Source organism: Paenibacillus jamilae (assembly GCF_050482105.1).
GTDB classification, from domain to species: Bacteria; Bacillota; Bacilli; order Paenibacillales; family Paenibacillaceae; genus Paenibacillus; species Paenibacillus jamilae_B.
On record NZ_JBCNHI010000013.1, the window covers coordinates 108749 to 123699 of the forward strand.

A 14951-nucleotide genomic window follows, 5' to 3' on the forward strand; every position below is an offset into this window, starting at 1 on the left:
GTGTAAGTTACGCCCGGTCTTTTTCCAATAGCTATTTTAGCTGCTTTTCTTCATTACAGATTGGGAGGGGATACCTATGGCCGCATTTTTCAGAAATGTGATTCGAAACAAAGTTATGCTGTTCATGGTGCTGCCTGGCGCTATCTGGTTCTTTTTCTTTTCATATCTGCCGCTGGTTGGTACTGTGGCTGCCTTCAAGCAATATCGTTTTAACAGGGAAGGATTCTGGGCCAGTATTTATACAAGCAAGTGGGTGGGCTGGGATAACTTCAAGTTTCTGTTCAATAACAACGATGCCTATGTTATCACGCGAAATACCCTTTTGTATAACCTGGTCTTTATTATTCTCGGACTTGTGTTTTCGGTCGCTATGGCTGTTCTGCTCTCCGAGCTGATTAATAAACGGTTGGCGAAGCTGTACCAGACAGGCATGTTTCTCCCGTATTTTCTATCATGGGTCATTGTGGGCTACTTTGCCTTCAGCTTTCTAAGCATGGATCGGGGGATGCTGAATCAAATTCTCGCAGGGTTTGGCATCGAGCCCATTCAGTGGTATTCGGAGGCCGCTTATTGGCCGTATATCTTGATTCTAGTCAGTCTATGGAAGGCGATTGGCTATAACAGTGTCGTTTATCTGGCTTCGATTTTGGGGATCGACAAATCCTTGTATGAAGCAGCCATGATAGATGGGGCCAGCAAGTGGCAGCAAATTCGTAATGTGACGCTCCCTCTGCTCTCGCCGATCATTATTATTATGACGCTGCTTGCGGTTGGTCGGATTTTTTATGCGGATTTTGGTTTGTTCTATCAGGTTCCGAGAGATTCGGGCACCTTATATTCAGTAACGAATGTCATTGATACCTATGTATATCGCGGCCTGAAAACGACAGGCGAAATCGGGATGAGCACAGCGGCAGGTTTGTATCAGTCGGTGGTTGGCTTCGTTCTCGTCATCCTATCCAATTATGTTGTGCGAAAAATAGATAAAGATAGTGCTTTGTTCTAAAAAAGAGGAGAGGGGTGTGGACTATGGCTGCTGGAAAAGAAAGAAAAAAACGAGATTTCCATCATATTTCACGGGGCTGGAATGTTGCTCTGAATGGGATAGCAGGGATATTCGCGTTCCTGTGTGTATTTCCGTTTTTGTTTGTCGTCATTATTTCCCTGACCGATGAGAAAACGCTGGCGCGGGACGGGTATCGGTTGCTCCCGGCTCAATGGAGTCTGGAAGCCTACCGCTTCATATTTCGTACCAGTGATACGCTATTGCGCTCCTATGGGGTGACGATTGCCGTAACGGTCATCGGTACGGTGATCAGTCTTATTCTTATCTCGTTATATGCGTACGCCATTTCACGAAAGAGCTTCCATTATAGAAGATTTTTTTCGATTTTTGCGATTTTAACCATGCTCTTTAATGGCGGAATGATCCCGACCTATATGGTCGTTTCCCAATTGCTCGGGCTTAAGGATACGATTTGGGCTTTGATCCTGCCGCTTGCCATGAATGCCTTTTATATTATGATCCTGCGCACATTTTATAGCACCAGCGTGCCGGATGCCATTGTTGAATCAGCCAAAATAGATGGGGCAGGCGAGTTTTACACCTTTTTAAAAATCGTGCTTCCGCTCTCTCTGCCCGGACTTGCCACCATTGGCTTATTCAGCACGCTTGGTTACTGGAACGACTGGTTTAATGCCCTGTTGTATATTGAAAATCCCAATCTGGTGCCACTTCAGTCTATGCTGATGCGGATTGAATCCAGCATTCAGTTCATCCAGCAAAATTCGCAAAACAGCTCTATGATCCTGGCTGCGCTTCAATCCATTCCGCAGGATACCTCGCGGATGGCGATGGTGGTGCTGGCGACGCTGCCAATTATATTCGCTTATCCTTTTTTCCAGCGTTACTTTGTGCAGGGACTTACGGTTGGGGCTGTGAAGGAATAACAGGGAAGGAGAGACATGAACATGTTGATTTATAAAGACAAAAGTAAGCCGATCGAAGAACGGGTGAAGCACTTAATCGGTTTGATGACAATAGAGGAAAAGGTGGGGCAGCTTGTGCAGCCCTTTGGCTGGCAGGTGTATGAGCATACAGACGGGGAATTGTCTTTACATCATAAATTCAAGCAGCAGGTGCAAAATGGGGGAGTCGGTTCCTTATACGGGGTGCTTCGCGCTGATCCGTGGACCGGAGTGACCTTGGAGAATGGCTTATCTGCCAAGCAAGGGGCGGAGGCTGTGAATATGATCCAACGCTATGCGATAGAACATTCCCGGCTGGGCATCCCGATACTGATCGGTGAGGAATGTTCTCATGGGCATATGGCGATTGACGGCACTGTGTTTCCGGTTCCGCTGTCCATCGGTAGCACATGGAATGTCGATCTGTACCGCGATATGTGCCGTGCGGTTGCGAGTGAAACCCGCGCTCAGGGCGGGGCGGTCACGTACTCGCCCGTGCTTGATGTTGTGCGTGATCCGCGCTGGGGACGCACGGAGGAATGCTTTGGCGAAGACCCTTATCTCATCGGCGAATTTGCTGTTGCCGCAGTGGAGGGACTTCAGGGGGAGAGCTTACTCAGCGAACATAGCGTAGCTGCCACACTAAAGCATTTTGCAGGCTATGGCAGCTCGGAAGGCGGACGTAATGCCGGACCTGTGCATATGGGTTGGCGCGAGCTTTTGGAGGTCGATCTGTATCCATTCCAAAAAGCAGTGGAAGCGGGGGCCCAATCTGTTATGCCAGCTTATAACGAAATCGACGGGGTTCCGTGTACAGTGAATGCTGAGCTATTGGACGATATTCTTCGTCAGGCGTGGGGATTTGACGGTCTGATCATTACAGATTGTGGTGCGATTGAAATGTTAGCGAGCGGACATGATGTGGCCGAAAATGGATTGGATGCCGCTGTGCAGGCAATTTGCGCAGGGATTGATATGGAAATGTCCGGGGAAATGTTCGGCAGTCATCTGGTCGAGGCGGTTCATGCTGGCAAGCTGGAGACGGGCGTGCTGGATCGGGCGGTCCGCAGGGTGCTCACGTTAAAATTCAGGCTCGGTCTGTTTGACAAACCGTATGTGAATGCAGAACGAGCGGAGCAGGTAATTGGTCAGGCGGAGCATATTCGCTTAGCTCGTCAGCTTGCGACCGAAGGGATTGTGCTGCTTAAAAACGTCAATAGCACGCTCCCCCTGCCGAAAACCTCCAAGCGTATTGCAGTCATTGGCCCGAATGCAGATCAGATCTACAACCAACTGGGCGATTATACATCACCGCAGCAGAGATCCCGTGTGGTCACTGTGCTTGATGGCATCCGTAGCAAATTAAGCAAGCATCAGGACGGCGTTCTGTATGCACCTGGCTGCCGGATCAAGGGAGAGTCCCGGGAAGGCTTTGATAACGCACTGGCATGTGCGGCTGAGGCCGATACCGTGGTGATGGTGGTTGGAGGGTCCAGCGCCCGCGATTTCGGGGAAGGGACGATTGACCTGAAAACCGGCGCCTCGAAGGTAGCGGATCACGATTGGAACGACATGGAATGCGGCGAAGGCATCGACCGGATGACGTTGGGGCTTGCAGGCGTACAGCTTCAACTCATGCAGGAAGTCTACAGGCTGGGGAAGGAGCTTGTCGTCGTTTATATGAACGGGCGACCGATTGCTGAACCATGGGTGGAGGAACACGCACATGCCATTGTGGAAGCATGGTATCCCGGTCAGGAGGGGGGGCATGCAATCGCGGATATTTTATTTGGGGATGTGAACCCTTCGGGACGTTTGACTCTTTCCATCCCTAAGCACGTGGGGCAGTTGCCGGTATATTACAACGGCAAGCGTTCCCGGGGCAAGCGCTATCTGGAAGACGATGCCGAGCCGCGCTATCCGTTTGGCTACGGCCTTAGCTACACGACGTTTAGCTATGAAAGGCTTTCATTAAGCGCCAGTTCAATCCGAGTGGGCGAATCCGTTACGGTTACAGTCGATGTAACCAACACGGGCGACCGGGAAGGGGCTGAAGTAGCTCAGTTGTATATTTCGGACGTGGTGGGCTCGGTGACCCGTCCAATTAGGGAGCTCAAGGGCTTTTGCAAGCTTGTATTACAGCCAGGAGAAACACGGACGGTGGAGTTTGTGGTAGGCTCCGACCAGCTGCAATATATAGGGCGTGATCTACTGCCATTCGTTGAGGCTGGGCGATTTTCTATTCAAGTAGGCAGGCACTCCAAAGATACCCTGTGTGCCGAGCTGATCGTACGGGAGGATGAATAATGGAGCGTATCAAACGCCTGATTCGGGAATTGTCGGAATGCCAATGGCTGGAGAAGCTGGATTTGCGGAGCTGGAACATTACACGCTCCACTTACCAAACACCAGGTCAATATGAAGGAGCCGAGCCTTTATCGGAAGGACTGGACCTCAAGCGATTCCCCAGCAGTCAGGGGACGACTTACTTTCTTCGAACCCGGCTCGATGTACCGACAGCGTGGTTGAGAGAGCCTTTTGGATTGGTATTTGAGTCCGGGGGGGAAGGTTTGCTGCGAGTCAATGGTGCTTCCTATCACGGGCTTGATCGCAATCATACCTATGTCACGCTAAATCCAGAGCTCATCGGGTCTTCCCCTGAGCTGGAGATTGAGCTGTTTGATCCGGTACCTGAGCCCGTAGATCCGCTCAATCGGCAGGCTGTCATCCAACCTCCAATTTCTTCTGTTACAAGCTATCTTGTACGGCCCAATAAGCCCGTGCAAAGCCTCATGTATACCGTTACCGTTGTTAGCGAAGCCGCTGTACTGCTGCCGGAGGGCGACATCCGTAGCATACGCTTGTTGAAAGCCCTGTATGAGGTGATGGATTGCTTTGCGAATCTGGAGGAAGACGCCATTCGAGCAGGAGGAGCGATCTCAGCCATAGAAAAGGAGCTGATTCGTCAGGTTCAGGAGATCGGCGGAAATGCGCAAGCTTTGGAGCATATGGTAGGACAGTCGCACATCGATATTGCCTGGCTGTGGCCGATGCGTGAGACCGTACGGAAAACAAGCCGAACCTTCTCAACGGTGGATGCACTGATGAATGAATACCCGGCCTATCAATATGCACAGAGCCAGCCGCTGCTGTTCTCTTTTGTAAAGGAAAATGATCCAGAGCTGTATGAACGGGTCAAAGCAAGAGTCGCCGAAGGACGGTGGGAGCTGGTCGGGGGAATGTGGGTAGAGCCAGATTTGAACCTGCCCAGTGGCGAATCACTCATCCGCCAAATGCTGTATGGTCAGCGTTTTTACCAACAGGAATTTGGCAAAACCTCTCATATCGAATGGCTGCCGGATACGTTCGGCTATTGTGCGTCCCTGCCGCAGATTTTAAAGCATGGGAAGATAGACTATTTTATGACGACCAAGCTTGGCTGGAATGATACGAATGTGTTTCCTTATGATCTATTCCACTGGGTGGGCATCGATGGTACTTCGATGTTGTCCTACCTCAATCATGGCGTGAATGAACATACACGGCCTCAGGACATTCATGACCACTGGCAGTCCTATCGTGAAAAATCGGCTCATCCTGAGCACATGCTGCTCTATGGGCATGGAGACGGCGGCGGTGGAGTTACGCGTGAAATGCTGGAATATATAGAGCGTTCTCCGCTAATGGTGGGACTGCCTGCGAGTCGGTTCAGCACGGCTGGACAGTTTTTCGCAGGCATAGATCAGGCGCATCCAAAGCTTCCCAAATGGCATGGTGACTTGTACCTTGAGTTGCACCGGGGAACCTACACGACCCACGCTCGCAACAAACGTAACAATCGGAAAGCAGAGGGAGTCTACCGTGAGGCAGAGCTGTGGAGCACGCTGGCATTACCACAGCTGGAGCCGGAGCAGGTGCAGGACATCTGCTCGGCACTGCATGAGGGCTGGAAGCTGATTTTGTTGAACCAGTTCCACGATATTATCCCCGGCTCGGCGATTACCGAGGTTTACGGTACTTCGGATAAGGAGTATCAGCAAATTTTCGAATGGGGACATGTCGGGCTTCAACAGGGGATTACGACGCTGGCGGCTCAAGTGAACACAGAGGGATTGAGGGCAGGAACACCGTATCTGGTGTTTAACAGCCTGGGCTGGAGCCGTAGTGCTGTGATCCATATTGCTGTGGAATCGGCACAGGGATTGTATGCCTACCACTACGCTAATGATGAAGCCGAGCGGCTGGACACCGATGTGGAGGAAGGCGGCATTTCAGTGCGTATTCCGGATATTCCTGCACTGGGCTACAAAACGATTTGGTTGGAGCGAGAACAGGCTCAAACATGTGAGCAGCTGGAAACAGCTGTGATATCTGGATCGCTGGGGGATATGTGGGAGACGGCATTTTATAAGGTGCAATTTAACGAACGGGGCGAAATGATTCGCCTGCTAGATAAAGTGGCAAACCGTGAAATCTTGAAGCAAGGGGAACGGGCAAACCGTTTTTATTTTTTCCATGACCGTCCGACGCTGTGGGATGCATGGGATTTGGATGACCGTTATGAGGAACAGATAGCAGGAGAAGCTGAGTTACTGGAAAAGCAATTACTGCTCCAAGGGAAAACAAAGGATGTGCTGCGCTTCCGATGGCGAATCCATCAATCTGAAATGACACAGGATGTGGTCTTTTATCATCATGAGCGGCGAATTGATTTCAAAACGCATGTGAGCTGGAATGAAGCGCACAAGCTGCTAAAGGTAGGCTTTCCTATAGATGTGGTTACGGATAAGGCGACATATGAAATTCCTTTTGGTGCTTTGGAGCGGCCGACCCATCGGAATACGAGCTGGGAGCAGGCGCAGTATGAAGTATGTGGACACCGATTTGCGGATGTTTCCGAGCACGGGTATGGCGTGAGTCTGCTCAATGATTGCAAATATGGCCACGACATTCAAAATAGTACCATCCGTCTGTCTCTGCTGCGTGCACCCAAATGGCCGGATAAAGATGCCGATCTGGGTGAGCACGATTTTACGTATTCGCTATATCCGCATGTGGGAGATTGGCGCAGTGCCCATACTTTGCGTCATGCGGCTGAGCTGAACCAAGATATGCCTGTTGTGCAGCAGCAAAAGCACAATAGCGGAGTGCTGCCGAGCAGCGGATCGTTGATTAATTTTGATAGTCGTCACGTTGTGCTGGATACGATCAAGCCGGCCGAAGATGGACTGGGGACGATTCTTCGTTTGTACGAATCTTCTGGGGGACGGGAAACGATCAAGCTGACCTGGCCTTACACGTTCAACGTAGCCTACGTGTCGAATGCGCTGGAGGAACCTGTGCAGCCGCTTGAGTTGGAAGGTAGCTGTCTCACATTGTCTTTTACACCTTATGAAATTAAAACGATACGTTTGCAATAGATATGCAGGTTTGGAGTGACTATAACCGCACGGGTGTTTCCCGTCAGATAAAGGAGCGAAAAAGCTATTGGAACAATTCAGACTTCCCAAAATACCGATGCCCGAAATTGACATGCTGCAGGCTGTTCAGGACGTACTCCAGGAAGCGGAGCAAGCACTGGCTCACAGGCCGAAGTTGCTAAAGCTGTTTAAAAACTGTTTTCCAAATTCACTGGAGACGACGACCAAGCTAATGGATGATGGGACAACGTTTCTCATTACAGGGGATATTCCAGCTCTTTGGTTGCGGGATTCTGTAGAGCAAGTCATTCATTATGTGCCGTTAGCCAGCAAGGATGCTGATTTACAGCGTATCATTGGGGGGCTGATCAAGCGCCATATTCATTATGTCCTCATAGACCCGTATGCGAATGCGTTCAATGAGACAGCGAATGACTGGCACTGGAATGCGAACGATGAGACGGAGATGTCGCCATGGGTGTGGGAACGGAAATTTGAAATCGACTCGCTGTGTTTTGTCATGCGGCTGGCTTATATGTACTGGAAGGAAACGGAGCTTACCGATATTTTTGATTCAAAATTCAAGTCGGCTCTGCGCAAAATAGTGGATGTGTTCAAAACGGAGCAGCGTCACCAAGAACAGTCTGCGTATCGGTTTACGCGTAATAACGGCATTCCCACGGATTCCTTGCGCAATCAGGGACTCGGTATGCCTGTAAATTATACAGGGATGATTTGGTCGGGCTTCCGTTCCAGTGATGATGCTTGCGATTTTCACTACAATATACCTGGCAATATGTTTGCGGTGGTCGCTTTGCGGCAGATGCAGGAGTTTGCGGAATGGGTATTTCGTGATATGGACTTTCTGAACGAGCTGAAGGAGCTGGAGGCTGAGGTGGAGCATGGTATCCGTTTGTACGGCATTTACCGCCATCCGGTATTCGGGCCTATATATGCTTATGAAACAGACGGATTTGGCAACTACTGCCTGATGGATGATGCGGGTACACCTGGATTGATGTCCATTCCGTATTTGGGCTATACGACGGTGGACGATCCTATCTATCAAAATACGAGACGCTTCGCTTTAAGTCAGGAGAATCCGTTTTACTTTGAGGGCAAGGCGGCTAAAGGCATCGGAAGTCCGCACACGCTGCCAGGTTACATCTGGCATATGGCTCTGTCTATGCAAGGATTAACGGCCCGGACCACAGAAGAAAAGCTGGAGATGATCCAGATGCTGGAAGCAACAGATGGGGACACCGGCTATATGCACGAGGGCTTTCATGCCGATGATCCTACAGTTTACACGAGAAAATGGTTCGCCTGGTCCAACAGTCTGTTTGCCCAGCTTGTGTATAAGGCTATGAAGGATGGCTTGTTATGAATGAATCTATAGTAAACCCATCTATCGTTGTATTCAGTGAGCAAGGTTTTCCTGCTATAGGGAGTCTGTTGCCAGACGAGGCATTTCAGGGAGTCGCAGACGTGGTGGTCGTACGAGCCGATGAATTGGCTGAAACGCTAAAGCATATGGACAACGGCTGCTTTGTCAATCTGCATGCACCATACTTCCCCAAATCCGCTTGGACTGAAATTGTGGCATTTCTCCATAGGGGAGGAGGGCTGCTTAATGTCGGGGGAGCACCCTTTAAGCATCCGGTCCGCGATCCAGCCGATGAGTATGGAGACTGGGTGATTGAGACTGAGCAGACTGCATATCATCAGGAGCTGCATATTCATGAGGTGCTGAGAGTAGACACGTCGAAGGTGGCTTCCCTGGTCGCATCAGAGGATATTCCTGTACTTTGTGGTCAGGAGTCGCTGTTTCAGGTAACAGACACGTGGAATCTCGTTCCACATACGACCAAAAGCAGCGATCTGCCACACCAGATGGGCTCTGCCGGGCCGATGAATACGCAAATTTATTCTTTGCTCAAGGGAATAAGTAAGGATGGACGGGATATCGCTGCCCCGGTGGTGCTATGGGAGCATGCCCGAGGTCTGTTTAGTGGCGCACGGTGGATGTTTGTCCACGTGCCGTTGATAGCTTCCTTTTGGGAACAGGATGGTGAGCAGCTGCTTGCCCAATGGGCACGTTTTTGCGCTAAGGGAATGACGGAGCTATCTATCAAGCCGAACTATGCCGCTTATGAGCCCGGGGAACGTGCCATACTGACACTTCAAACCCAGAGATTGCAGCGAGGAGGAGCCACGTCCAGGGATCATGAGATATGGAGCTTTGACCTGACGGTAGAGCAAATATGGGATGAGCACAGTCAGCAGGTATGGAGCAACCGCTTGCAGATTGAGGTTAGCAAGGAACAGAACTTTGTACGTATTCCCCTTAGCTTTTCCATTCTCAGCGGTTTATATCGGGTTATTTGCCGAGCTGAATCATCGGATGGTGAAGTACGTTTATTGCGACAGGGTTTCTGGGGGCAGGATGCCGAACTGCTGGCTGAAGGACACGTCATCATGCGTAGTCGGGATTATTTTATAAAGGACGGGCGTCCGTTGCCTGTTGTTGGTATGACCTATATGACCTCAGATGTGGCACGGAAATTTTTGTTTTTGCCCAATGCAGCAATTTGGGATCGGGATATGGCCCAGATGGCCAAAGCAGGCATCAACTGGATTCGTACAGGGGTATGGACGGCTTATCGCAATATGATGCAGATAGACGGACACGCTTCGGAAGAGGTGCTTCGTGCGATTGATGCTTTTCTGCTGACAGCCAAAAGGCATGGCTTGCAGGTGACGTTCACGTTCTTTTCTTTTACACCGGAAACGTGGGAAGGGGTTAACCCTTATCTTGATCCGCAAAGCGTGGAAGCACAAAAGCGGTTCATTCGCAGTATTGTCAGTCGTCACACGGCTACAACCCATGTGGATTGGGATCTGATTAACGAGCCTTCGATGTTTGATCCGTCGCGTATTTTTGCAGATGGTCCACGTTCTGCGAGGGACTCATGGGAACAGGCTGCGTTCAGCACATGGCTGGAGCAACGACACGGCAGCATTGAGGCTTTACAGGAAGCATGGAACATGACGCCACAGCAGCTTTCCAGTTTTGCTTCTGCCATAGTCCCCGAGCCAGAGGAGATCAACTTCGACGTTCAGGATATGCATCAGGCCAAAAAGGGAGCCAAATGGCTGGATTACTGTCTGTTTTCAATGGAGATGCACAATCTGTGGGCCGAGCAATTGGTGACTACGATTCGGGAGCTTTGTCCCGGACATTTGGTAACTGTAGGTCAAGACGAGGCACTGGGCGCGCAGCGGCCGTCTCCGTTTTTTTATGAGGCTGTGGTGGATTATACGACGGTGCATTCATGGTGGCTGAATGATCATTTGGTGTGGGACGGTATTTTTGCCAAAACACCAGACAAACCGAATCTCGTGCAGGAAACCGGGATCATGTATGTTGAGACGCCGGATGGGCGAGCCAAGCGTTCAGAGGCGGAGCTGCGCGACATGCTGGAGCGCAAGTATGCGTATGCCTTTTCGACTGGCGGAGCGGGTGCGATTCATTGGATCTGGAATACGAACTTTTATATGGATAATGCCAATGAATCGCACATCGGTGCGTTACGTGCCGATGGGACCGAGAAGCCAGAAGCAGAGGTATCTTACGATTTTGGGCGTTTTATGAATGATATTCGCGATCTGTTTACAGACCGGAAGCTGGAGGAAACGGCTGTTGTATTCCCGTATTCCAATGATTTCTCTAACCGATCACTTGCCTTCGATGCCACGACACGGCTTACCCGGGTGATGTCCTATAATCTCAAGCAGCCGTTCCGTGCCGTCTCCGAGTATCATCTGGACTCACTCAAGCGGCAGTTACCGAAACTGATTATGGTCCCCAGCGCGCACAATTTCGATAGTACATCGCTGGAGCATCTTCTGGACATGGTGCGAGCCTTCGGTGTGACGCTACTAGTCACCGGACCACTGGGGCTTGATCCTTACTGGAAAATGACCGAACGGGTTGATGCCATTATTGGGCAGCGTACGCTGGGGAACGTCCAGCGGGAGGAAGTACTGAGTCTGGAGGGTCAAACCTTCCCTGTCTCATTCGGACAGCGGCGAATTGCTGAGGTCGCTAAGGAGGAACAACTGTCACCGGAAGCGGATGGAGCGATGGGTGATGAAGTCGTGAACCTGCCGCTTGGCAAGGGGCGCTTGATCTGGAGCCCGCTTCCACTGGAGTTGAATGGCAGGGATGAACCTATTGCTGAGCTATATCGCTACGCCCTCACTGCTGCCGGGGTAGAACAAGAACTGGAGTGGATAGACGGTGGCGATCAGCCGGGACTATATGGACGTAAGCTGAATTTCAAGAATGGGGGCCTATATATTTTCGTATCGGAGTTTTCTCGGGATACCCAAGTGCGTGTTCGGGATCAGGCGACTGGATTATCCTACGCTTTTCTGTTGCCAAGGAGCCGCTCTGTCTTGTTTGCTGTGGATCGAGTAGGTCAATTGCTGGCGGTATATCGTCCCGAGGACGTGACGATTGAAGTAATGCAGTGAACAACGGCAGATCAAGACATATGGTGAGGGGATATACAATGAGCGAGCAAAGGGACGAATCAATCAACAAGCAAGCAAAAAGCAGGGAAGTAAACACATACACGGGCAGCAAGACGACAGCACATATTATTTCGCATACCCACTGGGATCGGGAGTGGTATTTGCCTTATGAGAAGCACCATATGCGCCTGATTAGCCTGATGGATTCTCTGCTGGATAAGCTGGAGCAGGACCCGGATTATAAAAGCTTTTATCTGGACGGGCAGACGATCATTCTGGAGGATTATCTACAGGTTCGGCCCGAGCATAAGAAACGGCTAGAGCAGCATATTCGCGATGGTCGTATCTTTATCGGACCCTGGTACATTTTGCAGGATGCTTTTCTGACCAGTGACGAAGCCAATATACGTAATATGCAGATTGGGCATCGCGATTGTGAGCGTTACGGCAGTCCGTCCAAGATCGGATACTTCCCCGATACGTTTGGTCTGGCTGGGCAGACTCCGCAATTCATGCAACAGTCGGGGATTACGAATGTTTTCTTCGGAAGGGGCGTAAAGCCGACAGGGTTTAACAATACGGTGTCGGATAGAGGCTACGAGTCCTCCTTTTCGGAACTGTTATGGACGGGGCCAGACGGATCAGAGGTACTCGGTATTTTATTCGCCAACTGGTATTCCAACGGCAATGAGGTTCCTGTAGATGAGGCGGAAGCCAAGATTTATTGGAAGCGTAAACTGGATGATGCGCAAAAATATGCTTCAACGGGCGAGCTGCTGTTCATGAACGGTTGCGATCATCAGCCTGTACAGCTTGATTTACCGGAAGCCATCCGTACGGCACAGAAGCTTTATCCGAATATCGAGTTTGTTCATTCCAATTTCAATGATTATCTGACTTCTCTGAAACGGATTCCCCAAAGGCGACTCTCGTCAGTGAAGGGAGAGCTTCGCAGTCAGCGCACGGATGGCTGGGGAACGCTGGTGAATACGGCTTCTGCCCGGGTGTATTTGAAACAGATGAACCAGTTGGGACAAGTGATGCTGGAAAAAGTGGCTGAGCCGCTTGCGACCTTTGCGCATCTGCTGGGGCAGGCTTATCCTCATCATTTGTTCACCTATGCCTGGAAAACACTGATGCAGAACCATCCGCATGACAGTATTTGCGGCTGTAGTGTGGATGAGGTGCACCGTGAGATGGTGACCCGGTTCGATAAGAGCCGTCATGTAGCCGAGAGCATTGTGGATGAAAGCATTGGGTTCATTGCGCAAGCAGTGGATACGACGGGCTTCAGTCGCTTTGGAGCAGATGCGTTGCCACTCGTGATTTTTAATACGTCAGGCTGGGAACGCAGTGGTATAGTGTCGGCAGAACTGGAAGTGGTGCGTCTGTACTTCCGTGAAGGATACACGCTTGAGGAGGCCGCTCATCGAGCGAAGAACGTGGATCTTTCCGGGCGCATACTGGTGGACAGTGAAGGGTGTCCGGTAGCATGCAAGGTGGAGGACCTCGGGCTACAATTCGGTTATGATTTGCCGGATGACCGATTCCGCCAGCCTTACATGTCTCGTCGGGTTCGCCTTACCTTTGAGGTTGAACGTGTGCCCCTGCTAGGCTTAAAAACCTATGCTTGGCTGAGAAGCAATGTCGAGGCGGACTCCTCTTCCCTTTTTCATGGCAGTCGCAGTATGGAAAATGATCTGCTTCACGTCGAAATTGCGGATAACGGCTCTTTTACCCTGACAGATAAGCGTACAGGCCGCAGCTACAAAGACCTTGGCGTATATGAAAATGTGGGTGATATCGGCAACGAGTATATGTTCAGACAGCCCGAGGGAGAGCAGGCACTGACTACCAAAGATTTGATCGCTGACATTCGCATGCTTGAAGATACACCTTACCAGGCATCTATGGAGATTATCCATCATTGGGAAATACCGGCCTCTGCGGATGAAACGCTGGAGCAGGAGCAGCGAGAGCTGGTTTATTATCTGTACCGCAAGGCTCAGCGCTCCCGGCAGACCGTTCCGCTGACGATACGGACCGTCATTTCTTTATCCAGGAACAGCAGAGGGGTTTCCATCGAAACAACCTTTAACAACCAAGCCAAGGATCACCGACTTCGTGCTCTGTTTCCGACAGATATCGCTGCTGCTGAGCATCGGGTGGACTCCATATTTGAAATTGCAATCCGGGACAATGAACCTGCACCAGAGTGGGAAAATCCAAGCAACACACAACATCAGCAGGCGTTTGTGGATGTAAGTGGGGAACAGGCAGGTCTGACCGTATCCAATCTCGGGTTGAATGAATATGAATTGCTACGTGATGGACGTAACACGATTGCAGTAACCTTGCTTCGCTCAGTTGGCGAGCTGGGGGATTGGGGATGGTTCCCGACGCCGGAAGCGCACTGCCTAGGTGAGCACACCGCCCGTCTGGAAATCATTCCACATGATGGCGACGGTATTCAGTCAGGTGCGTATATAGAAGCCTATCAACACCAAATTCCTTGGATTGTAAAACAAACGGCGATTCATGCGGGGACAATTGCTCCAGATTATGCGCTGTTTGATTGGCACAGCACGGAGCTTGCCTTTTCCTCTATGAAAATGAATGAGCTGTCGGGAGATGTGCTGTTACGCTGGTACAATATGAGCAATAGTATAGCTGAATTAACGATCAAGCCCCGGCCGCAGCAGTATAATTTTTATAAAAGTAATATCCTCGAAGAACCAGGAGAAGACATCGTAATGAATTCTTCTAATGAGTTACTTCAGTCTGTAAAGCCGCATGAAATTATTACACTAGGTTTTAAAATGAAGACTTAACAATAAAGAGAAGAAGGACATAGCCAATGATAACAAGCCCCGATGGAATAAATTATCATCCGGGCTTGTTATCAGATTGCTAAAAGTAAATAGTAGCTAGGTTTACGGATTCAATCCGCGTTGCTTTTTTGACACAAGGCTCTCCTGACATACTGGTTATTTGTAAATTCATCTAATGATGGTATGTTTGTCA

At 50.3% G+C, this 14951-nt stretch carries 7 protein-coding genes; all 7 read left to right on the top strand.

Annotation, left to right across the window (positions count from 1 at the left end; translation table 11 throughout):
- Positions 1-76: 76 nt before the first annotated feature.
- The 7 genes from ABEW32_RS10730 to ABEW32_RS10760 all read left to right on the top strand — a co-directional run bounded on the left by ABEW32_RS10730 (position 77) and on the right by ABEW32_RS10760 (position 14758).
- Positions 77-1006: an ABC transporter permease gene (locus ABEW32_RS10730; RefSeq protein WP_430187460.1), complete on the top strand. Its 930-nt coding sequence runs from the start codon at positions 77-79 to the stop codon at positions 1004-1006.
- A 23-nt stretch (positions 1007-1029) separates the two neighbouring features.
- Positions 1030-1950, top strand: a complete 921-nt coding sequence (locus tag ABEW32_RS10735; protein WP_430187462.1) for a carbohydrate ABC transporter permease — start codon at positions 1030-1032, stop codon at positions 1948-1950.
- Positions 1951-1971: 21 nt separating this feature from the next.
- Positions 1972-4275: a glycoside hydrolase family 3 N-terminal domain-containing protein gene (locus ABEW32_RS10740; protein ID WP_430187465.1), complete on the top strand. Its 2304-nt coding sequence runs from the start codon at positions 1972-1974 to the stop codon at positions 4273-4275.
- A complete protein-coding gene (locus ABEW32_RS10745) occupies positions 4275-7388 on the top strand; it encodes an alpha-mannosidase (protein ID WP_430187468.1) in 3114 nt (1037 codons plus the stop codon). Before ABEW32_RS10740 ends, ABEW32_RS10745 begins: the two co-directional genes overlap by 1 nt.
- A gap of 67 nt (positions 7389-7455) precedes the next feature.
- Entirely contained in the window at positions 7456-8775 is a 1320-nt protein-coding gene (locus ABEW32_RS10750) for a glycoside hydrolase family 125 protein (protein ID WP_430187470.1), read from the top strand.
- Positions 8772-11927 carry a beta-galactosidase gene (locus ABEW32_RS10755; RefSeq protein WP_430187472.1) on the top strand — a complete coding sequence of 1052 codons (3156 nt, stop codon included), beginning with the start codon at positions 8772-8774 and terminating at the stop codon, positions 11925-11927. Before ABEW32_RS10750 ends, ABEW32_RS10755 begins: the two co-directional genes overlap by 4 nt.
- Positions 11928-11965: 38 nt before the next feature.
- A complete protein-coding gene (locus tag ABEW32_RS10760; protein WP_430187475.1) occupies positions 11966-14758 on the top strand; it encodes an alpha-mannosidase in 2793 nt (930 codons plus the stop codon).
- The last annotated feature ends 193 nt before the right edge of the window (positions 14759-14951 follow it).